This window comes from Paraburkholderia sp. BL10I2N1 (assembly GCF_004361815.1).
GTDB lineage: Bacteria > Pseudomonadota > Gammaproteobacteria > Burkholderiales > Burkholderiaceae > Paraburkholderia.
This window is the reverse complement of sequence record NZ_SNWA01000001.1, coordinates 594,961-616,655: the sequence shown is the minus strand read 5'-3', so window position 1 is coordinate 616,655 and position 21,695 is coordinate 594,961. Positions and strand designations below refer to the sequence as shown.

General features: G+C 61.0%; 19 protein-coding genes and 1 pseudogene. 6 read left to right on the top strand and 14 right to left on the bottom strand.

Features of this window, described 5'->3' with window-relative positions; translation table 11 throughout:
- Window positions 1-381: 381 nt before the first annotated feature.
- Both B0G77_RS02895 and B0G77_RS02890 read left to right on the top strand, forming a co-directional pair.
- Window positions 382-1,260 carry a dienelactone hydrolase family protein gene (locus B0G77_RS02895; protein ID WP_133660760.1) on the top strand — a complete coding sequence of 293 codons (879 nt, stop codon included), beginning with the start codon at window positions 382-384 and terminating at the stop codon, window positions 1,258-1,260.
- Between the two features lie 517 nt (window positions 1,261-1,777).
- Window positions 1,778-2,654: pseudogene (locus tag B0G77_RS02890) on the top strand (lipid A biosynthesis lauroyl acyltransferase).
- 309 nt (window positions 2,655-2,963) lie between these two features.
- Here the strand turns inward: B0G77_RS02890 and B0G77_RS02885 are convergent.
- The 5 genes from B0G77_RS02885 to B0G77_RS02875 form a co-directional block, all read right to left on the bottom strand.
- Entirely contained in the window at window positions 2,964-3,863 is a 900-nt protein-coding gene (locus tag B0G77_RS02885) for a hypothetical protein (protein ID WP_133660759.1), read from the bottom strand.
- Between the two features lie 457 nt (window positions 3,864-4,320).
- Window positions 4,321-4,485 carry a hypothetical protein gene (locus tag B0G77_RS43050; RefSeq protein WP_166656109.1) on the bottom strand — a complete coding sequence of 55 codons (165 nt, stop codon included), beginning with the start codon at window positions 4,483-4,485 and terminating at the stop codon, window positions 4,321-4,323.
- A gap of 9 nt (window positions 4,486-4,494) precedes the next feature.
- Window positions 4,495-4,620 carry a hypothetical protein gene (locus B0G77_RS45215; protein WP_279571266.1) on the bottom strand — a complete coding sequence of 42 codons (126 nt, stop codon included), beginning with the start codon at window positions 4,618-4,620 and terminating at the stop codon, window positions 4,495-4,497.
- Window positions 4,617-4,901, bottom strand: coding sequence for a type II toxin-antitoxin system RelE/ParE family toxin (locus B0G77_RS02880; protein WP_133660758.1), 285 nt, complete (start codon window positions 4,899-4,901; stop codon window positions 4,617-4,619). Before B0G77_RS02880 ends, B0G77_RS45215 begins: the two co-directional genes overlap by 4 nt.
- Window positions 4,891-5,136 carry a type II toxin-antitoxin system prevent-host-death family antitoxin gene (locus tag B0G77_RS02875; RefSeq protein ID WP_133660757.1) on the bottom strand — a complete coding sequence of 82 codons (246 nt, stop codon included), beginning with the start codon at window positions 5,134-5,136 and terminating at the stop codon, window positions 4,891-4,893. Before B0G77_RS02875 ends, B0G77_RS02880 begins: the two co-directional genes overlap by 11 nt.
- A 545-nt stretch (window positions 5,137-5,681) precedes the next feature.
- On the opposite strand from B0G77_RS02875, the gene B0G77_RS02870 reads away from it, so the two are divergent.
- Entirely contained in the window at window positions 5,682-6,248 is a 567-nt protein-coding gene (locus tag B0G77_RS02870) for a periplasmic heavy metal sensor (protein ID WP_133660756.1), read from the top strand.
- 340 nt (window positions 6,249-6,588) lie between these two features.
- Here B0G77_RS02870 and B0G77_RS44080 read toward each other — a convergent pair whose 3' ends face one another.
- Window positions 6,589-7,314, bottom strand: a complete 726-nt coding sequence (locus tag B0G77_RS44080; protein ID WP_279571342.1) for a hypothetical protein — start codon at window positions 7,312-7,314, stop codon at window positions 6,589-6,591.
- A gap of 9 nt (window positions 7,315-7,323) precedes the next feature.
- A complete protein-coding gene (locus B0G77_RS44075) occupies window positions 7,324-7,680 on the bottom strand; it encodes a hypothetical protein (protein WP_243750914.1) in 357 nt (118 codons plus the stop codon).
- A 458-nt stretch (window positions 7,681-8,138) separates the two neighbouring features.
- On the opposite strand from B0G77_RS44075, the gene B0G77_RS02860 reads away from it, so the two are divergent.
- Window positions 8,139-9,392: a site-specific integrase gene (locus B0G77_RS02860; RefSeq protein ID WP_133660755.1), complete on the top strand. Its 1,254-nt coding sequence runs from the start codon at window positions 8,139-8,141 to the stop codon at window positions 9,390-9,392.
- A 147-nt stretch (window positions 9,393-9,539) separates the two neighbouring features.
- Window positions 9,540-9,989, top strand: a complete 450-nt coding sequence (locus B0G77_RS02855; RefSeq protein ID WP_243750913.1) for a hypothetical protein — start codon at window positions 9,540-9,542, stop codon at window positions 9,987-9,989.
- Between the two features lie 495 nt (window positions 9,990-10,484).
- Here the strand turns inward: B0G77_RS02855 and B0G77_RS02850 are convergent, their stop codons facing one another.
- The 3 genes from B0G77_RS02850 to B0G77_RS02840 form a co-directional block, all read right to left on the bottom strand.
- The gene (locus B0G77_RS02850; RefSeq protein ID WP_133660754.1) at window positions 10,485-12,782 is read right to left on the bottom strand and encodes a tetratricopeptide repeat protein; all 2,298 of its coding nucleotides are present in this window, start codon (window positions 12,780-12,782) and stop codon (window positions 10,485-10,487) included.
- Between the two features lie 1,042 nt (window positions 12,783-13,824).
- Entirely contained in the window at window positions 13,825-14,109 is a 285-nt protein-coding gene (locus B0G77_RS02845) for a DUF4242 domain-containing protein (RefSeq protein WP_243750912.1), read from the bottom strand.
- 32 nt (window positions 14,110-14,141) lie between these two features.
- Window positions 14,142-17,765: an adenylate/guanylate cyclase domain-containing protein gene (locus tag B0G77_RS02840; RefSeq protein ID WP_133660753.1), complete on the bottom strand. Its 3,624-nt coding sequence runs from the start codon at window positions 17,763-17,765 to the stop codon at window positions 14,142-14,144.
- A 314-nt stretch (window positions 17,766-18,079) separates the two neighbouring features.
- Between B0G77_RS02840 and B0G77_RS02835 the strand changes: the two genes are divergently transcribed.
- Window positions 18,080-19,471 (top strand): FAD-binding oxidoreductase, encoded by a 1,392-nt coding sequence (locus B0G77_RS02835; RefSeq protein ID WP_133660752.1) that lies wholly within the window; start codon window positions 18,080-18,082, stop codon window positions 19,469-19,471.
- 282 nt (window positions 19,472-19,753) lie between these two features.
- Here the strand turns inward: B0G77_RS02835 and B0G77_RS45500 are convergent, their stop codons facing one another.
- The 4 genes from B0G77_RS45500 to B0G77_RS02815 form a co-directional block, all read right to left on the bottom strand.
- Window positions 19,754-20,158 carry a type II toxin-antitoxin system HigB family toxin gene (locus B0G77_RS45500; protein ID WP_347814174.1) on the bottom strand — a complete coding sequence of 135 codons (405 nt, stop codon included), beginning with the start codon at window positions 20,156-20,158 and terminating at the stop codon, window positions 19,754-19,756.
- 140 nt (window positions 20,159-20,298) lie between these two features.
- A complete protein-coding gene (locus tag B0G77_RS02825; protein ID WP_133660751.1) occupies window positions 20,299-20,688 on the bottom strand; it encodes a type II toxin-antitoxin system VapC family toxin in 390 nt (129 codons plus the stop codon).
- Window positions 20,685-20,954, bottom strand: coding sequence for a type II toxin-antitoxin system prevent-host-death family antitoxin (locus tag B0G77_RS02820; protein WP_007742261.1), 270 nt, complete (start codon window positions 20,952-20,954; stop codon window positions 20,685-20,687). Before B0G77_RS02820 ends, B0G77_RS02825 begins: the two co-directional genes overlap by 4 nt.
- 271 nt (window positions 20,955-21,225) lie before the next feature.
- Window positions 21,226-21,531 carry a hypothetical protein gene (locus tag B0G77_RS02815; protein ID WP_133660750.1) on the bottom strand — a complete coding sequence of 102 codons (306 nt, stop codon included), beginning with the start codon at window positions 21,529-21,531 and terminating at the stop codon, window positions 21,226-21,228.
- Between the last annotated feature and the right edge of the window lie 164 nt (window positions 21,532-21,695).

The window sequence follows — 21,695 nt, the reverse complement described above, 5'->3', positions numbered from 1 at the left end:
ACGTTGCTCAAGCGACGCCGCCCTTGATGTGAGCCAGTGCTTCGTTGGCCGCACCGACGGCGTGCCGAACGGTCCCGGTTCGGACGACTCATGGCGAACTTCCGCAAACGCCCCACTTTTGCCGTTGGATCCCGCGTCAGATGAGCGGCAGCTTTCGATCACACAACTGTCATCCCCGCGCCGTCGACCGCCCGCCGGTCTGCTTGCCTACATGCCGTTCGCTGGACACGAACACTGTTCATCCCGAGCGACCTTCACTGCCGGCGTCACGCGTCCGTCCACGGTTCCTGCCTTAATCGAACTCCAGCCCTATCGGACGTTCTATTATGAGGAGGGGGCGGTCGTGAACCAACACGGGCGAAACATCCCTGGAGGGCCGACATGAGAACGCTTTTGCGCACGCTGTTTGCAGCGATTGTCCTGCTCGGTCATCTTTCAACCGGGCACGCCTGGGAAGATACGCCGCCGCTGCGAATCAACTATCTGGCCTACCCGGTCGACTGGAACGGCAAGCCGATCATGATCGGCGCGCGACTGCAGGTGCCAGCCAACGTGTCCGGCAAGCTTCCTGCTGTGATCCTCATGCACGGCACCTCCGGTCTCAGTTACCGTGGCGTCTACTACGCCGCCGCGCTCAATCGCGCCGGTATCGCCACGCTCGAAATCGATCAATGGGGCGGCCGGGGTCTTCCGGGAGGGGCGTCCAGTCGTCCCAAGGCGCTTGGCGACAATCTGCCCGACATCGTCGGTGCGTATCGCCTGCTTGAAGGACGACCGGCAATCGATGCCTCGCGCATCGGCATCATGGGCAGTTCGATGGGCGGCATCGAGTCGCTGCTCATGATGACGCACCGCCACAGCGATGCACTTCTCGGCAAGGATATACACCTGAAAGCAGCAGTGGCGTTCTACCCCGTATGCTGGCTTTATAACCATGTGCCGGGCGCCGACTTCGGCGACCTCGTTGACGCGCCGATCCGGATCTTCGTCGGCACGGCGGACGACTACGATGGTGGCGCAGCCGCTTGCCAGGCGCTCTTGCATAATCTCGCGCCGGCCGATGCCGCACACGTCTCACTGCGAGCCTTCCCGGGCGCGACGCACGAATTCGATGTGTTTGACGGTCGTCGCGAATTCAACGACCCGGGTGCGAATCGGCGAAAAGGCGGGGTAATTCAAGTGCAGCCCGATCCCGAGGCGCGCAAGCAGGCGCGTGGCGACCTCGTGCAATTCTTTACAACTGCCTTTAAGCAAAACTAGCCCGAGGGCGTCACGCGCTCGGAGCCACACTTCCTCCAACGCGATAGACGTGATCGGTGCACAAAGGTCCGTCGTCTGGGCGGAGCGGACGCTCGAACGTCCATGACAAAGTATGGCCCAGCGTCCGTAGGTGGCCGGTCACTGCCTCATGCGATTCACATACTCGGCGTGATCCTCGGATGCTCCGCGGACGGCAGCACGCGACCCGCTCCGGCCGTCGGCGTCGCCCCAGCCTACTGGCGGCTTTGAGGGGCGAACGGTCGTCCGCGCCGCGGGTCCGCTAACCGGTGCTTGCGTCACGTGTTGATAAGTCTCACTCTTCCCGTGCGTTGACGTTCGTCGCCTTGTTAAGTAACCTGTTCCATTTACGGTAAAAGTGGCAGTATTGATCGGTCGTTGTCCATTTCGAAAACGAAGTCAAGTTTGCCGAGTACGGCAAGAATACGAAGTCGTCGCAAAGTGGGTGTTGGCAGAAGTTCTCCACGTGGCACAGCCGACCGCCACACAGGAGCCGGTCTTGGATCAACTCGGTCATTTGCTCGTCGTAGGTTTACTTCGCGCGCTCTCAATACTGCCGTACCCATTGGTTGCGAGGCTTGGCAGCGCGCTCGGCGCGGCCCTGTATACGCTTCCCAGCCGCCGCAAACATATCGTCCTTGTCAACCTGCGCCTCTGCTTTCCGGAAAAGTCGGTACGTGAGTACGATGAGCTTGCGAGGGAACACTTCCGGCATGTCATCCGCAGCTATCTCGAACGAGGCGTTCAATGGTTCGGTAGCGCGCAAAGGATAAGAAATCTCGTCCAGATCGAAAGCGCCATTGATCTCGAAGACAGGAATGCTCCGCCTACCATTTTTATGGGGTTTCATTTCGTAGGAGTCGAGATCGGGTGCATACTCTACTCGCTGAAAATGCCGGCCGCTTCCTTGTACACGCACATGTCGAACACGCGTCTTTGCGACCTCGCCAAACGGCAGCGCGGCCGATTCGGCGCTGAGATGATCGAACGTTCGACAAGCGCCAGAAAGATCGTGAGAGTCCTTCACGAGGGCAAACCGGTCATGCTTGCTGCGGACATGGACCATGGCATCGAAAACTCTGTTTTTTGTGCCTTTTTTCGGCGTCCCTGCGTGCACTCTGACTTCTGTTTCGCGACTTGCGAGAATGGGGCGCGCGCGCGTTGTACCGTTCGTCACGGAAGTACTGCCGGATTTCAAAGGGTATCGGTTGACCGTCTTTGCGCCGCTCAGCGATTTTCCATCGGGAAGCGACACGAATGATGCGTGTCGCATGAATGCGTTTCTCGAGACCCAGATACTGAAATTCCCAGCCCAGTATTACTGGGTGCATCGACGCTTCAAGCATCGTCCACCGGGCATGCCAGCGGTATATTGATCGTGCGATGGGCCCAGCTCGCTTTTACGTTGCCGGCAAGCTACCGAAACCCGCAATCGAAACCAACGCGAACGGCCGTGCCGGCCGACGACGCGATCGACATGGTCCGCGCACGAAGGTCCGTACAGGGGCGGAGCGGCCGCTTGAATGGCCGCCTGAGTGCTACACCGAACGTCAGCAGCTTTGGCCGACTACTGCCCGATGCGGTTGGCCGAAGCCGATCCGAAGCAGTCCTTTAACCTGAAGGGCAACCGGTGACAGGAAGGCCATTCATCTTAGCGGATCGTTTGTCCCTGCTGTATTCGCAGCCTATTGTTCGTTTTCGTCGAAATCGTCGTCGTGCCCGTTGTTGCGCTCGTGCTCTTCCCCCGACACGAACCTGGAGTTTCCTTTATCGTCGACGCAGGTTTTCTTGTCCGACTTCCTGATCTGGTTCTTGTTTTTGTCCTTAACTTCCTTCACAACGTCCACCACATCACAGTTCGCAGTGCTGAATCCCACTGAGCTCCCGGTGTTGGACCCTCCAGAGCTCCCCATACTGGACCCTCCAGAGCTTGCTGCACCCGATTCCACGGTATAGGTTTCCTCGACAGTGCCAACCATCGTCTGTTCGCTCGAGTTTGAGTACTCTATGCCTTCGCCAAGCACACCGGAACTCCCCACCGGTGCAGAGATTGGAATGGGATCGATTTGAGTGATGACATCGACCGACCCGTCATCATTGATCTGACCGACTTCAGCAGACGTCTCGGGATTGGTGAAGATCTCTTTTGTCTCTGTAACCGTAATGGGCGTACCGTTTTCCAGCACGATGTCGGTGATGGTTTCCATGGTTTCAAGGACAGCAGCATCATTAAACGTAGCCACAACCGGTGCGGAGTCCGTCAGCGTCCCCGATCCGGTGACAGGAACGCTGTCTATCGTGCCAGAGACGGAGAAGCTCGCGGTGTCGCCGTTATCGACCTGATTGGCAATAGCGGCCTGCAACGGCACCGAAACCGGTTGTGCGGATGTTGTAGTTGCATTGTTATTACCGCCGCCACAGCCGCCGAGCAGCATCGCGGAAGCCACGGCCACCAGGGCGCGTCGCGTGGGCAACGCCCGCCGCGTAACCTCGCCCCGATGCTCAGCTGATACCGCCCACACGGGATAGCGGTGCCGCGTTGCAAGAGAAACGGCCCGTGCAGTTAAGAGAGGATGACGTTTCATTACGAACTCCCCCGGTGGCCATTCGGGACTTATTTCGATTGAAGCACGGCGCCACTTCTAAATTAGCGCACTGGACGTGTTCGTTCTATCGGACCAAGGTCCGATACGTCTGCAAAGGATAGGCGGTTCGGCGGGGCAAGCGTATGCTGCGACACAACCTGCTCAAAAAATCCCCCGACTTTGACGGCTTTAGCCTGTGAACGAGCGTTCGCCCTTTACGATTGGATGGCCGTTCACGGCATGGAACCGACGCTTGAACGTCCGACCGACGACGCATGTGAACGGCGGTTTGTGGCCGACTGCTGTCCGATACCGTCGGCCGTCGCCGAGCCGTTTCGGCCCTTCGGCCCAGCGATGGCGATACGGTTGCTTTCTACCTTCCGAACAAGAGGACCTGACTGGACGTCAACAGGAAGAGGAGAATTTGATGGCGGACAATGGATCGTTCTTTTGACTGTCAGCAACAGCTGATGATGCAATAGGCGCTGTTCGGCGCGGCAAGCTCCGTTGTCACGAATTCGGTTTCCCTGCACATCTTGCGCTTTGCGGGCTTGTAATTAACGGTGAAGCCGCATTCGCGCATCCGGTCGATGACGGCGTTGGCCCAGCGGCTGTCACCCATCTCCCTGCCTTACAGATCTTCGAGCCCTTCGATCTTTTCGATCGGCGACATGGCCAGGATTGCCGCGGCCTCACTCATGTCCGTCTCGTCGAGCTCGCCCGGCTGGTGCAGGTTCTGCAAAAGGTCGAGTCTCATTGGCGTTTCTCTGCCTCGTCATAGACTTCACCGCCGTCGCGCCTGCCAACGGCAATCACTCGGACGGTGACGATTTCATCTTCAACCTTGTAGACGAGCCGATAGCCCTTCGTGCGGAGCTTGATCTTGTAGCAGTCTTTCATGCCGTGAAGCGCGTCGTGCTGGACGCGCGGGTTCTCAAGCCGTTCCTTCAGCTTCTTGGCGAACTGCTGTTTTGTATCGCCGTCGAGCTTCTTCCATTCCTTGGCCGCACTCTCCTTGAAGAGCAGGTCATAGGGCATCGATGTCCACCTTTACCGAGGGCTCGTTCTCCCGCTCCTTGATGATCCTTGCCAGCTGGATGTCGTCGAGCAGGTCCAGCAACTTCTCCCAGCGAGCGGCCGGCACGATGTAGGCCACGGGCTTGTTGTGGTTGAGCAGCGCGACGGGCTGACCCTCCGCCTGCTCGATCACGGCGCTCGGGTTGGCCTTCAGCTCCGAGATGCTGACGCTTTGATCGGCGAGGATGCTTTCCATAATGGGCTCCAGGGACATTAGACCTAAATTTAGGTCGTATTTCTGGTCATGTCAACTGTGATCGACGAATTGGTCGGCGCCGAGGTACGGGCCGCGGCTGCAGTGAGACAGAATTCGTGAGGACCGTGACCACGCCGTGAAACTGCAATTACCGAATCGCTGAGACTGGCCCGACTGACGGGGGAACTGGACAAGACCAGGGGGCAGCAAGCGACCCGATCCGGGCGTTGGACCTAGCTCCATCTCTATGGCGGCTCTGGAGGACGCAGGCGACGTCCGAGTCGAGGTGTGAGCCACTGGCCGTAGTTGGGCGATAGCGCCAGTCGGCCAACGGTTCCGTGAAGCACCTATTCAATTGAGGTGCGAACCAAGGTGCGACCGGCGGAAATGGCCGGAGAACGAGCATCAGATGCTCGTTCTCCGGCAGTTCATCGGTCATTGACTTGGGTCAATGGAAATCCCGTGAGAGTCCCTAGATTGACCGTTTGAACTTTGCTCTTGCATTTGCGCGAGCGACATCGATCCCATACGTAAAGGAGGTTGTCATGCCTGTCGAAAAAACCGTGAGGGGATGGGTCGCCCTGGCGCTGGCTGCGGTGCTCGCCGGGGCCAGCACGCTGGCATTCGCGGCCCCGGCGGATAACGATAACGCGGGCAGGGTCGATTGCGGTCCGTGGGAATACGGCATGGGGCTCGGCATGATGGGTGGCTACGGTTACGACGGTGGCGGGTCCGGCATGATGAGCGGTTATGGTGGCGGCCCCGGCATGATGGGCGGCTACGGTTACGGCCCCGCCGACCGGGCAGGGGGCCTCGGCCTGAGCGACGATCAGCGCGTCAAGGTCAACCATATCCAGGATGAAACGCGCAAGACACATTGGGCGCTCATGGGCAACATCATGGACCAGCAGGCTAGGCTGCGCGATCTCTACCAAGCACCTAAGCGCGATACCGCCGCCATCGATGATGCGTACAAGGCGCTCGGCGCGCTGCGGCAACAGATGATCAATTCGTCCGTCGACGCTCACAACCGGATCAAAGCTGTTTTGACCAGCAAGCAACTGGACAAGCTGCGCGCTTGCCAGCGCGAAGAGGATCAACTGCACTGGTAGCCGGTAGCCGCCCGCGCGCCGGACGGGTTCCGTGTCACCCGAAGGGAGACCCAGTCTGTGCTCACAGCAAGGGCACTACCCGCCCCAGTCCGGCGTTATGCCAAGCTCCATCTCTATGGCGGCTTTGAAGCAAGCAGGTGACGCTCGGCCGTCCGAGTCGAGGTGTGAGCCACTGACCGTAGTTGGCCGTGTTGAGTCAGACGCGTCATGCGCAACCGTCTTTGCGCACGATCCCAAGCGGCCGCAGTGCGGCGAGGACCGTATTGACGCAAGCTCTGTGCGAACGCAGGCCGACGAGTCAGAAGGCGCCGGACCATCGCGTACGCTGGGGAATCCGGCGTTACGAGCAAACCTTCGGGTGGTGATCGCGCGCGAAGACGAGCATCTGGACCTGCGAACGGATTGGCTCCATGCGAGCTTCAAGCCGTTCCTTCAGCAGGTGCTCGAACCGGTCGCTCAGTTCAGCTTTCCTTTGCGCTTCGTCCGGTTGCGCTAGCGCGAGGAACAACGACGGCACAAACGTGGAGCGGTAAAACGCAGCATATCGGCTCACCATCCGCCCGCCGTCCCCGTCTTGCAGAAAATCGTCCCACACGGCGTCGGGCAAGGGACGCCGCTCGCAATGCTCGACGTATAGCGCGCAAAACCGGCCGTCTGTCGCGAATGCGGTGAGCAGTTCGCGCAACGGGCGACCGAACGTCGCCAGCACCATGTGCTCCCGTTCGTCTTTTGTGATGGCACCCTCGTCTGCCATCTGTGTCAACACATCGTCCGCGTCGTTCATGAGCGGTTCAAATCCCGTGCGCCCATCGTCGTCCGCTCCTGGGAGCACAACGACGAGACGCCCGCCTGGCCGCAACTCGGCGGCGCGCAACGACAGGAACTTCTGCCAGTCTTTTTTTCCCTGTTCGCGAAACGCAGCGCTCGCGGCGCCCTTCATGCAGGGCACGTAGATATGGTCGGCGACCGGCGTAGGGAGGCGGCTTAACCACATCGCGGCGTACGCGCTCCATCCGAGATGCACGTAGGCCGGCGGAAGCACGCTCTCGTAAAACGACCGGCCGATCGCACAGGGTTACACGTGCGGGTCGTCGCGGACATATCGGTCCGGGTCCGACTCCAGCACCTCGAAAAGCGAGCCGAAATCGTTGATGGGCAGATCTTCGTGATAGACAAGAACGGGGCGATCCGGGCCAACCCTGGCACGCAACCCAGCAATCGCAACGCGCATCGGAAGTTGCGAATTTCTGCCCTGCGACGCTCCGTATTCAGCAATGACGATCGGCTGGTCCGACCTCTCCAGCACGACGCTTTCAGCCGCCTGCTTCAAGGCGTCCAACGCGAGCGCCCCGCCTGCAGCCTGTAACCCCGCGTGACGGTTGTACGCGCCGCGGCCCTCCATGGCGCCTGACCTGGTCTTTGCCTCGTTCATGATGGCATCCTCTAGCCGGAGACTGTGGAAACGCACTGAAGACCGCCTGCGTTGTTTCGTTGTCGGGACAGCGCTGCATTACGGCGCCGGGCACTCGTGCCGTCTCGGAAAGCGCGCCCGTGTCGTCACCACAAGGAGCTCACGCCTTGAGATACGCCGGTAAATGGACGACTAAGCAGAATCGGCAGAAGCGCAATTCAGTATAGGCATTTGGTGAATTGCAGTTAGCCGTTTCAGGCGAGCTGAACGACCGCTGCCAGGAAGTTCGAACGCTTCTTTCCGACCCGATGCAGGCGTCCGAAGCCGACCCCTATGCGCAGGTCGCAACTATGCGCAGATGGCCGGTCGCTGACGACGCCGACCCAAGCATGGCAAAGCTCTAGCAAGGCGGGCGAGTAAGGATCTGGACATAGTTCTCATCTATGGATGCAGTGGTGGTTCCACTTCTGGAGATCACCATGGGCATCGTTCGCCGCTCCCACCGCACTGACATGGACCGTTTTTCCGACGGGCCGATCGGGCCATACGTTGATGCGTTCAAGCAGTACCTGAGCCAACGCCGGTACGCTGCAAAGACGGTCGCTACCTACCTGCGCTGCATCACGCATTTCGCCCGATGGGCGCGCTTCGGGCACCGCAGGCGGCAACGGATCGACGAGGGGTTGATCGCCGAGTTCCTCGACAAGCATCTCCCGCAATGCGAGTGCGCTGGCGCGATCCGCCACGATCGAGGTGACCATAGCGCGGCGCTGGGACACCTGCTCGTGGTCCTGCGCGCTCAGGGCGTCATCGCGGTGATCGCGGACAGCGCAACACCGGTAGACGAGGAACTGCGCCGCTACGGCGAGTATATGGCGCACGTGCGAGGCCTGGCGCCGAAGACGCGCAGCATGGCCCTGCGCATCGTCGGGCGGTTGCTGACGGCTCATTTCGGCGAGGGCGCCGTCGACATCGCCGCGATCAATCCCGAGCACGTTCGGCGCTTCTTCGCCGGGCAAGCGAAGCTCTATAGCAAACCGGCGAATGCTGGGCCGGTCGTGGCATCGCTGCGCGGTTATTTCCGCTACCGCGCCTCGCTCGGCAATCTGGTCCCCGGACTGATTGGCGCGGTGTCCTATCCTGCTAACTGGTCGCTGTCCTCGTTGCCCAAGTCGCTGACGGCGGAAGAGGTCGAGCGGTTGATCGGATCGCTCGGCCAACGGGGCCGCTCGATGCGACGAGCCGACGCCATCGTGCGCTGTGCGCTCGATCTCGGACTGCGCAGCGGCGAGATCGCCCGTCTCAGCCTGGACGATATCGACTGGCAAGCCGGTACGCTCATCTTGCGCCACACCAAGGGGCGCCGGGAGGACGTGCTGCCGCTACCCGTCGCGACCGGCGAAGCCATCGCCGCCTACCTCGAGCAGGAGCGTCCCAGGACTTCCAATCGAGCCGTCTTCGTCCGCCATGTCGCGCCCCGCGACCAGGCCGCCGGTGCCGACCTCGTCCGCAAGACCATCCGCCAAGCCTTTGCGCGCGCCGGCCTTCCCTATACGCGCTCGCATCTGCTGCGCCACACGATGGCCAACCGCTTGCTAGCCGGCGGCTCCTCGCTGAAGGAAGTAGCCGACGTCCTGCGTCACCGCTCGCTGAACACGACCCTGATCTACGCCAAGCTCGATAGCCGCAAGTTGGTCGAGGTCGCGCTGCCATGGCCAGGGAGTGCAGCATGAGCGCGCCGACTTCTGTGCAAGCACGCGTCGAACAGTTTCTGGTCGACGCGTCGCCAACTGGGGTTCTCCGATGATGGCTACGTCCTACGCAGCTTCGCACGCCATGTCCACGCTGCCGGCCATCGCGGCGCCTTGACGGTGGAACTCATGGCCGCCTGGGCCCGAAGCGACCGCCACGAGAGCAATGACTCGCGGACCTGGGCGCGACGGCTGAAGAGGCTGCGCACGTTCCTGCGCTGGCTGCAGCAGTTCGAGCCGCGCACTGAGGTGCCCGATGATTCGATCTTCGGACGGTTGCCCGAGCGGCAAGCGCCACACATCTTCAGCGAGGAAGAGATCGTCGACCTACTTGCTCGCGCGCGGCGACTCGGGCCATCGCCGGGGCTACGCGGCGCCGTCTACGAAACGCTGTTTGGACTGATCGCCGCCGCGGGGCTGCGGATCGGCGAGGCGCTGTCGCTGCGCAACGGCGACCTTGATCTCAAGGACGGGATGCTGACCATCCGCCGGACCAAGTTCGGCAACTATGCCGCTTCGTTAACTACGTTTGATTTGGACGGGCAATCCGCAAATTCAAGGGCAATCCCGAAAAAATGATCGGCATAGTCTAATGGATGTCAGACTCATTTTTACGAGAGTCGCAGCGGGGGAGAACATTCTCGCTAATGTCGAAACCGCGTGACAGGTAGTCAAAACCAAATCAGCCTGACAGTGAGCTCGCGGCATTTCGCGGGTCTTTAGCCATCGAAACTATGCCGATCCACGCCGACTGGGAATGACGCCCTGCTGGCTATTTACCAGCATCATCATGATCCAATCTGATCCTGATCGGCATTGCCATGAATGCGGCATAGAGCAGAGATTTTTTTGGTTGGCGATCGCGGCTACTGAGGCGTGAACAGGCCGGTCGGGGCCAGTCCGCGATCGGTAATCAAAAAAATCTCTGCTCTATGCAGAGGTTTACATAGCGACCCGAAGCAGCCCCTTGACGGCTTCGATAGCGGACATTCGCGCGTTGCCGTGCGTATCGACGGCGTCGCCCAGGATGTCCTGAACGTTCACGCGCGTGGGCGTGTGCGCAGGGCATCTACTTTAGGGCGGCGCGCGGTAGATCAATTTGGGGCCGATGTTGTAGTGCAGAGGGGCTAGCTTCGGGTCAAGCCGGATCGCTGCGTCGTATTCAGCAATCGCAGCGTCTTCCTTGCCCTGTTTTTTCCAGACGCGGCCGAGGTTGGTATGCGGATTGGCATTCTGCGGGTCAAGCCGGATCGCCGCGCGGTATTCAGCAATGGCGGCGTCTTCCTTGCCCAGGGTGTCCCATACGTTACCGAGGCCATTATGCGGATTGGCATACTTCGGGTCGAGCCGGATCGCCTCACGATATTCAGCAGCGGCGGCGTCTTCCTTGCCCAGGGTGTCCAGGACGTTGCCGAGGTTATTGTGCGGCCGGGCATCCTTGTGGTCGAGCCGAATCGCCGCGTGGTATTCAGAAATGGCGTCGTCTTCCTTCCCCTGTTTGTCAAAGACGTTGCCGAGGCCGATGTGCGGCACGGCATCCTTCGGGTCGAGCCGGATCGCCGCGTGGTACTCAGCAATGGCGTTGTCTTCCTTCCCCTGTTCATCAAAGACTTTGCCGAGGTTTCTGTGCGGCAGGGCATCCTGAGGGTCGAGCCGGATCGCCGCGTGGTATTCAGCAATGGCGTCGTCTTCCTTCCCCTGTTTGTCGAAGACGTTGCCGAGGCCGTTATGCGGCGCTGCAAGCGTCGGGTCGAGCCGGATCGCATCGCGGTATTCAGCGGCGGCGGCGTCTTCCTTGCCCAGTTTGTCCCAGAGGTTGCCGAGGTTGTTATGCGGCTCGGCATCCTGCAGGTCGAGCCGGATCGCATAGCGGTATTCAGCGGCGGCGGCATCTTCCTTGCCCAGTTTGTCCCAGGCGGTGCCAAGGCCGTTGTGCGGTCTGGCAAAATTCGGATCGAGCCGGATTGCCGCGCGGTACTCGGCTATCGCGTCGTCCACGTTGCCCTGGTTGTTATAGAGGTTGCCGAAGTTGTTGTGCGGATGAGCATACTTCGGGTCGAGCCGGATCGCCTCGCGGTATTCAGCGGCAGCGGCGTCTCCTTTGCCCAGATTGTCCCAGACGTTGCCGAGGCCGTTATGCGGTTGTGCAAGCTTCGGGTCGAACCGGATCGCCTCTCGGTATTCGGCGACGGCGGTATTTTCCTTGCCGTGTTTGTCCCAGACAACGCCGAGGTTGTAGTGTGCCCTTGCGAACGTCGAGTCGAGTCGGATCGCCTCTCGGTATTCGGCAACGGCGGCCTCTTCCTTGCCCACGTTGTACCAGACGGTGCCGAGGCCGGAGTGCGGCGCGGCAAGCTTCGAGTCGAGCCGGATCGCCTCTCGGTATTCGGCAACGGCGGCGCCTTCCTTGCCCTGTTTGTCCCAGATGTTGCCGAGGCCGGAGTGCGGCGCGGCAAGTTTCGGGTCGAGCCGAATCGCCTCGCGGTATTCGGCCAATGCTTCGTCTTCCTTGCCCTGGTCGTCAAAGACGTCGCCGAGACTGTCATGCGGATCGGCATCCTTCGGAGCGAGCTGGATCGCTTCGCGAAATTCGGCCATTGCGTCGTCTTCCTTGCCCTGTTTTTTCCAGACGCGGCCAAGGTTGGTATGCGGCAGGGCATCCTGCGGGTCTAGCCGGATCGCCGCCCGGTATTCAGCGGCGGCGGCTTCTTCCTTGCCCAGTTTGTCCCAGACGTTGCCGAGGCCGTTATGCGCCTCCGGATATTTCCGGTCGAGCCGGATCGCCTCGCGGTATTCGGCAACAGCGGAGGCATCCTTGCCCAGTTTGTGCCAGACGTTGCCGAGTCCGAAATGCGCCTCCGGATATTTCCGGTCGAGCCGGATCGCCTCGCGGTATTCGGCGATGGCGTCCGCCAGGTTGGCATGTTCGTCCCGTTGATTGGGGGCTTGCGCATATTCCTCATAGCGCTGCTCAGCGATAACCCCCTTGAGAGTGTGAGCCATCGCGATGTTCTCGTCCCCGGGTGGAAAGGTAGCGATGATCCGATCGGCAGCGGCCTCGGCGCGCGGGAGATCGCCGCCATTGAACAAAGCGACTGCGGCAACAAAGGGTTCTGTCGCCTCGAGTAGCTTGAAAGCGCCTTTGTCGATTAGTTCGTTGACCGCGTTTGGTCCGGTCGCCGTGTCAGAAAACACGATCCGTCCGTTCACGCGCAGCCGCATCGCAAGCACGGTTCCCGATTGCGTAAACTCGCCGGACACCTCATGCTGCCAACTGTCCGGCAACATGCCACGAAGCGAGGCGGCCACGCTATCGACCGAGACCCCCGCCTTCGGGATCGTGATGTCCAGCGAGTCTTGGCGAAGTGCCAAGGCCCGTCTTCGCTACCCTGGGATATGTGCGTTCGTGAACAGCATTGATCGCGTCGCGAAGACGTTGAGTGATAACCACGGTACTGAAACCGTCGTCGGCCAGGGTTTTGGGCACCGTGATGGCTTGCAGGTCCAGGCTATGTCCACGGAGCGTCGCTGCCACTGTTAGGCCGACAATCCAGCCGACGAATGCCAGCGTCGAGAGCGTGGTCGTGGCCGCGACAATCCGTTTGGCCCAACGCGTCGTGCGGCGCCAGGACAGGCGCGTCGCGCCAACGTCCCTGAGAGGAACTGACGATTCGGTGTCCTTTGGCGGGGCGGGGGGAGAGGGAGGGCTGTCGCCAGTCTTCTCCGACATTGGCGCGTCTCCACGGTTCTTGATGCGTGAGCGTCCCTCTATTCGCGCAGACCTGACCTGGAACGGCGCGCGTTGGCCCGTAGGCTTGGCGGGAACGGGCATGCCACACCAGTCACCACGCGAAACCACCAGGGTGCGGAGGCGAAAGCGCGGCCCCCAGTTGGTTAACGATCGATCGAGCCAATTTTTGAGCGGCAAGTCCGGTGATTGGTGCCCTAGGACACGCCCGATTGAGCCCCACCCCCTAACACCCAGCGCGCTTGAGCTTAGTTGAACCCTCTTTCGTCGACGATAAGTGCGGAGTTGACGAAGGCGCACTGCTCGAGTGCAACATGGACGCAGCGACTGTCCGCTATCGGACGCACGGATGAGCGTCTCCTCCTGGCCGGATGCTGTCCGATGCAAAGTGCATATTTCGCGCTTTGCTCCTCGACGACGGTGGTCGGCAGCACGCGACCCACATCGGCCCTTCGGGCCGGCGGGACATAAATGGCGGCTTCCGGAGTGCTTCGGACATCCGTCTTCGCACAGGCCGCTGCCGCACTTCGGCCATAGCGGCCGTTCGTGTGGGCGTGGCGATACGTTGTCGCGAACGGCCGCAATGGAGAAAGTCGAACACCTCCACGCGACCTTTTTCGGTCACCGGTTCGTGCGACACTTCAGCGGCAGCTTCTGCTCAGTACTCTAGTTGAACATTTCCGGCCGTAAGTCGCTCACCTCGATGATCACATCGGCCGGCAGGTTCGCCCGGCGTGCGGCGGCGCGGATGGCTTCGGCGTTGGGCGCCTCATACAGACAATAAGTCTTCTTCTTGTCCGCGCTGAGAAACGAAAAGAGCCACTCGACACCCTCCTCGTCGTTGATCTGCTTCACGGCTTCCGCACTTTCGCCGGTGAGCTCGAGCTGTTCTGCGAAGTTTCGTTCAATCATAAAACGTGGCATGGGATTCTCCTTGAGTAGCGGCTGCATCGTTGCACTTCGAACCGCGCGATAGTCGTCTGCTAATTTCTGAGCCCTGTGCTTGCCTGAGCGCCACCGATGCGTTCGACGAGAGCGAACATCTTCAGTTCTTTGGCTGCTGCAGCCGCCGTGGCGAGCAGGTCTTGCGCTCGTGCTCTGTCTTCGACGCGATTGCGCGCTGACAGCATGAGCGCGAATTCGTGCCGGCCATGTGCAAGCCAGGGCCACGCTCGCAAGCGCTCGTCCATGCGCAGCGCGTATTCGAAATGCTCTTCGGCGGCGGACCAATCTCCCAGAGCATTGGCGAGCATGCCGAGATACCGGGCCGCAGATCCGCAGCACAGCGTGAAAACAGGAACGGTGACGACCTGATCCCGGAACGGCAGGAGAAGGGCATAAACCCGGTTGGCATGCTCGACGTCCCGGAGCCGTGCAGCAACCTCCGCCAGATACGTCAACGTGACAAGCCGCTTGCTGTCCACGGGAATGCTGGATTCCGATTCCGCAAGGCGATCGAGACTGTCGCGGGCCTGCGCTTCGAAGCCGAGATCGCTGCAGATCAGCATGAGTCCGGGCCGCCACGTAGAGTCCTCGGAATGCTCGTCGACGAACCGCTTGAAGAGCGGCGCTACTTCGGCGAGCCGACCTTGTTCGCGGCGTATCGTGAACATCTGCATGCCATAGACGCCCGATGCTAGTGTCGCGTCGACGGTCTGCGCCATCTGCAACGATTCTCGCGCCTTGTGCTCCGCCACGGCGAAGTCCCCGACGAGTATGGCCCGCATCGCCTGCGCACCCGTCACACACCACTTGTCGACGAAGTGCTGCCCACTGGCGGCAATCTGCCGATACCTTTCCAGCGCGCTCTCGAAGCGCTCCACGTCGCCGATCTCCAGGTAACCGGCGAGACATCGAGCGCATGCGTGACCTATGGTGTGTGCGTCACCGAGAGCTTCTGCAATCTGCCTCAACTCCTGCAACGCGCTTTCACGCTCCGCAAACTTGTCCGCAGGCAAAGGGCGAGCTCCGATATGCATCATGTCGCACACCAATGCGTCGAACAGGCTCGGCAAGTCGTTCAGGCGTCTCGCCAGAGCGACAGCCTCCAAAACCAGTTCGTCAGCTTGTCCACGTGCACCGGTCATGTGAGCGGTGCGGACCAGGCGACTCAACAGGCGACAGCGCTCGACCGACTCGTCGGTGCCGATCAAGGCGAGCGCCTCCTCGAGCAAGGAAAGCGATGCTTTGCCGGAGCCTTCGAGGAACGTCTCGGCAGTGTCGAACCCCAACGCCGCCTGCACAAGAAACGACGGGAGCGCTTGCTCGCGGGCAATGTGCGCCGCCTGCCGGTAGGTCGCTATCGCCTCGCGGCGGCCCAACCTGAGCTCCGCTCCGCCTCTTGTCAGCAGCAGAGGCACCAGGTGGGCGGCCCGATCCTGATCACTGTAAGAACATCGGTTCATCAGTTCAAGCCCACGCTGCGTATGAGCGATAGCCTCCTCGTAGGCCGCGCCCGAAAGCGCCCGTTCTCCGGCACGCTGCCAGTAGCCGATTGCACGATCCGGCAGGTCGGCCGCAGTGAAGTTCTGGGCGATCAGTTCGGGTTGCCGCTCCGCGACTTCCGGAAAATGGTCCTCTAGAGCAGTGGCGATCAGCGCATGGTATTGACGGCGGCGCGCAAGCAGCAGGGATTGGTACGCGATCTCCTGGATCAGCGCGTGCCGAAACAGATACGCGTCTCCCTCCGCGGGCGTACCCGAAGCAGGAACGATGATTTCGGCTGTAATCAGGCTGTCGAGCGTTTCCTGCAGTTCGTTCTCTGACCTGGACGCAATCAGGCCAAGCAACCTCCGGCCGAACTCCCGCCCCACTGTGGCCGCAATCTGGGCGGTTTCCTTGACGGTTGGCTCCAGCCGGTCGAGCTGCGATAGCAGCGAGCCCTGCAGCGTGTCCGGAATCGCAATTGTCTGCGGCGCTCCTTTCAACTCGTAGCTGATGCCGGCATCCTGCAACAAATCGCCCTGAAGGACGGTCTTCGTAAGCTCCTCGACGAAAAGCGGCACGCCGTCCGTTTTGGAGACGATCTGATCGAGTATGAGACGCGGAAGCCGCTTTCCATCGGTCAGCCGTTCGATCATCGCGATGCAATCGCGGCGCGAGAGCCGATCGAGGTTGACCTGTACGAGATGGGGGTAAGTCCATCCCGGTTCGAACTCGGGCCGCGCCGTGAGCAGTACCAGCAGCGGGGCGGCCACCAGCCGCTCGAGGACGAGCCGAACGAACTCGAGGGATGACGGATCGATCCAGTGAGCGTCCTCGACGACCACGAGCACCGGCTGAACGCGCGTCGACTTTTCGATGATGGCGACGAGCACGTCCAGCGTCCGGCGTTTGAAGGAAGGCGATGAGGCATCGATTGCCGGATGGCGCGCGCCGGCCGGAATTCCGAGCAAGGTCGTAAGCACGAGAAGCGTCTCGTCGACATCTACTCCGAGCCTTGCGAATTCGGCCTCCAGCCGTTCCAGATCCGAAGCGTCGGGCGCGTAGGGACCGAGGCCAAAGGCGCGCTGTAGCCAGCGTAGTACCGGCCAAAAAGGGCTGTTGTGGTAGTACGCGGAACAGTGGAGCGAAACGACCGCATGGGTGTCTTCACTGATGCTATCTCCGAATGCCCGCAACACGCGAGATTTTCCGATTCCCGGCTCACCGATCAACAGCACGCAGCGCATTTCGCCGTCGACGCTTTGCTTCCAGCGTTGCCGGACCATGTCGAGTTCCGCGGCCCGGCCGATGAGCGGTGTCACGCCGTGGACCGCCCTGATTTCGAAGCGGTCGACCGCATCCGTTTGCGCCAGCACGCGTTGGACCCGAACCGGACCGGAGACCCCTTTCAGTTCTTGCCAACCGAGGTCTTCGAGCAGGAACGATCCTTCGATCAGGCGTTTGGTGGCCGGGCCCACGACGATCGCGTCGGGCGGAGCGAGCGACTGCAGCCTTGCGGCGACGTTTGCCGCCTCTCCGACGATCGCCTGGTGATCCCGCGTAGATCCAGCGCCAATCGCGCCGGCGACGACAAGTCCCGTCTCGATCCCGATACGCACCTGCAGGCGTACGCCGTGCTCAACTTCGATGCGATCGTTGGCCTCGTGAAGCGCCGAAATGGTGGCGAGAGCGGAGAGTACCGCGCGCACGGCATCGTCTTCGTGCGCACTCGGGTAGCCAAAGTAAACGAGCAGTCCGTCACCGATATAAAGCGCGATGTGACCTTCATGAGCTTCGATCGCGCTTGCACAGACTTGATGGTAAATCCCTAGCAGGCGCCGCATGTCCTCGGGATCGAATCGTTCCGCGAGCGCTGTCGAATCGATCAGATCGATGAACATCACGGTAAGCTGCCGCCTCTCGGCCTCGACGGTTCCGGACGCAGGCGGCGCCGGTGCGTCTCCTCGTTCCTTCGCCCGTTCGAGCGATCGCGTGCAGCTTTCGGTCAGTGCCGCAAGCCCTTTCGCCAGCCGCTTGCGGTCGCCGAGCGTCAGGCCGAGCTCCTTCAAGTCGCCCTCGGAAAGGTCGCCGAGCACATCCCAGTCGATCCCTTGCAAGGCGAACTTCGCAGCGTGCTCACCGAGGCCAATCTGCACCAACCATGTCGTCAGATCGTCGCTCATTGCCAGATCTCTGGTGTACCGTCCAAGACTATGATCGGCGAGGTAATGCTACTTGTCCATGCGCCTTCGCGCCCATTCCAATGATTGCTTGATTAGGCGCCGGGCATGGCGGGCGCGTACGGCGGGATCGATTAAGTAATAGCAACGAACATTGCATATGGCGCCATTGCCATATCGTTCCCAAAGGCAGGGTTTACGTTCATTTGTGTTCAGACAACAACCTCGTTTACTACGTGGAAGCAAAAGCTTTCAAATGTATTTTTTCATACTTAATCATCGCTTGGAGTCGGTTCGTTCCCAGACGGAGGGATGTCGTGGCCAATGTCTCGAGTAAGGCAGTTGAGGAACTGACGGGTGCAATTCGCGGACAAGTGTTGCAGCCTGGCAATCCCGCATTCGACGAAGCGCGGCGTATCTGGAACGGCATGATCGACCGCCGCCCCGCGCTAATTGTCTTTTGTGCCGGAGTCGCGGACATTCGTCGCGCAGTGGCGTTTGCGCGCGATAACAATCTGCTGCTCGCGGTACGTGGCGGCGGCCACAACATCGCAGGCACTGCGATCTGCGACGACGGTCTGGTGATCGATCTGTCGCAGATGAAATCGGTGCGCATCGATCCCGCCGCACGCCGCGCCTATGTCGAACCCGGCAACACATTAGCTGATTTCGATCACGAGGCGCAGGCATTCGGCCTGGCGACACCGCTTGGCATCAATTCAACCACAGGGGTGTCGGGCTTGACGCTAGGTGGCGGCTTCGGCTGGCTCAGCCGCAAATACGGACTGTCAGTCGACAATCTTATCTCGGCGGACGTCATTACCGCTGACGGGGAGTTGCTGCACGCGAGCGCCGACGAGCACGAAGACCTGTTTTGGGCAATTCGCGGCGGTGGCGGCAATTTTGGCATCGTCACGATGTTCGAGTTCGAGTTGCATCCGGTCGGGCCAGAAGTTTTTGGCGGGCTCGTGGTACTGCCGTTCGAGCAGGCAAAAACCGCATTGACGAAATATCACGCAGCAGCGGGGGCCATGCCGGAGGAACTGACTGTCTGGAGCGTGTTGCGGCTCGCGCCGCCTCTGCCTTTCCTGCCACCGGAGATACACGGCAAGCCGGTCATCGTCTTTGCAATCTGCTACACCGGCGAGGTCGAAAATGGGCCGCGTGCGGTCGATGAAATCCGGCACTTCGGCACCGCGCTGGGCGAGCATGTTGGCCCAATGCCGTATGCGGCGTGGCAAAAAGCGTTCGATCCGCTGTTGACCTCCGGCGCACGCAATTACTGGAAATCGCACAATCTGGCTGAACTGCCGGACGGGCTGCTGGACCACCTGATCGATGCGATTGGCAAGTTGCCGTCGCCCGAATGCGAGATATTTTTCGGCCATATCGCTGGCGAGACCACGCGTATCGCGACCGATGCCACTGCCTACGCGAACCGCGACGCAAAATTTGTCATGAACGTGCACGGACGCTGGCGCGATGCGAGCGACGACGAGCGATGCATCGCATGGGCTCGAGCATTCTTCGAATCAACTGCGGCCTTTGCGCTGGGCAGCGTGTATGTAAATTTCATGACGCAGGATGAAACCGAGCGGGTCGGTGCAGCCTATGGCCCCAACTGGGAGCGGCTGGTGGCGATCAAGTCGCGTTACGATCCGCACAATTTCTTTTGTCAAAACCAGAACATCAAACCTACCGCTTCGTAACAGCCAGCACTGCGGTGCAGGGAAATTCTTATGTGGCTACGCGGATGTGCATCGCATCGCGCGGGGGCGGTAAAGCACCCCTCGATGGGCCATAGGACGTCGATTCATTAGGCAGCGCTTTTGGGCGGCCCCCCAAAGGGCGGGGAGCCGCAGTTCAACGTTATGGGTGATCGGGTGATGCCGGCCCGCAAACGGACGCTCACCAATCTCATCCGAGCGGCCGAAGGGGTCGAGAGCACTAGTTCGATTTGTTCGGAAGCAGTCATTGCGGCAGGGCCAATATCACGGTGCCGCGAACGGCAGGTATGGCCGATGAAGGAGCATTCGCATTTGATGATCGGGTGGCCGGTTACGGAGCGGAGCCGACGCGTGAACGTCCGACCGATGGCGCATGTGAACGTCGCTTTGTGGCCGATTGCGGCCGTTGCGTTGCTCTCCTGTGAGCAACCCGCCCACCGCCATTGCTGCCAATGGCGTCGATTTTCTAATACTCCGTGCCGATGCCGACAAATTTGATATGGATGACACCGATTCGGAGGCAATCCCCACGAATAGCCGGTAATCGTTCCCCTTGATGTTGAATACGACGCGATTCTTACCGACAAAGCTCGCCGTCGGATACCGAGCTTTAATGTCCTGCGGCGTCGTCCATTCGACCTTGGTGGCTTCTTCATGCCATGAGAGCAGCGCTTGTTCGACCCCTGGGTGTTTTTCGCAGAACGCCGATCCGGTCTCCCAACAATGCGGAAATCGTGGCCGGTGGATGGTTCGGGTAGAACAGACGCATCAGCTCCATGCCGGCCCCCTCCGCGCGGTTCGCCCCGGCGTCAGGCTCGAATCATCAGGGTCGGGTGATAGCGCCAGACCTTCGGATCGGCGCTCAACAGCGCGATACCTTCATGCAACGCCTGCGCGATCATGACGCGATCGAATGGATCCGCGTGGTCATCGTGCAGCGGCAGCGCGGCGACCGCCTCCGCGTGCTCACCAGCAATCGGCAGCTCGGCGAAGCCAGCCAACCGAAACGCCGAGCGAGCATCGCGCGGATGCACACGCAGGTTGCCCTTTGCATGTTTGATCGCGATCTCCCAAATGGCTGCGGCGCTCACCAGAAGCGTATTGGCCGGATCCTCGATCAGGCGAATCGCCTCCGACGACAGCTGCGGAGCGCCTTCGGCGGCCCACAGCGCAATATGCGTATCGAGCAGCACCCTCACGGCGCCAGCCCTTGCCGTGCGCTCGCGTCGAAGTCCGCGGCGATCGCCTCGTCGCCCGCGTTGAACGCTTCAACGGTGGCCGGTATGTCCAGTCCCGCAAGCAGGTGCCGAGCAGCGCCGATGCGCCGCGGTGCGGTAAACGGTACCAGCCGCGCGACAGGGGTGCCGTTGCGCGCGATGACGACTTCGCTTTCCTCGCCTAGCTCGAGCCGCTCGACCAGGCTCGACAATTTCGATTTCGCGTCATGCATGTTGACCGTGAGCATTGCACCCCCCCCGAAGTTAGCTAATCAATGTTAGCTAGTATGCCGGCGTTGAGCGCAAAAGACAAGCAAGCCCCGCACCTTTGCCGACCGCTGCTCGCGGAAAGTGATGCAACTCGCAATTTCCGCTAAGCCGCGTTCACAGAAGCGCTAACCGGTTCGTCATTTCTGATAGCGTGCCTTGGCTGGATCGAAGTGTCTGTAGTAATCCTCATAGTAACGGTTCGTCGCACGAAGGGACGTTGGCAGTCTCACTGAACGGGTGCCGGCACGTTCAGGAGCAGTGCGTGACGTGCCTGGCAGTGAAGTGGTCTGCCCTCTTGGCATGGCATGGGGAAATCCCACACGCTACCATCGCTCCACGGCGCCGCGAACGCGTCGCCGCCCCCGAGAGCGTCTCGTGCAGGCGGTCGAGCTCCGCGAGCAGCGCCACGTCCTCGTCCGTGTAGCGCCGCGCAAACTGCGTGCGTGTCCCGCGCTCGCGCAGCCCCAGCGTTTTCGTCTCCCGGAACTGCGCAATCAGCCGGATCACGTGCGCCCTCGAATACCCCGACACCCGCCGGATATACTCAGACAGCACCCCGGGATCCGCACGCGAGCGCCCGAAGGTACCGAAACCACTCCCGCACGTGCTCCACGAGCCGGCGCCTCTGCCCGTCGGCCTCAAGCACCCTCAGTTCCACCCCGGAAACCCCCGCAAGGAACTCCCGCACCTGCCCGATCGTCGCGAGCTCTGTTGTATTC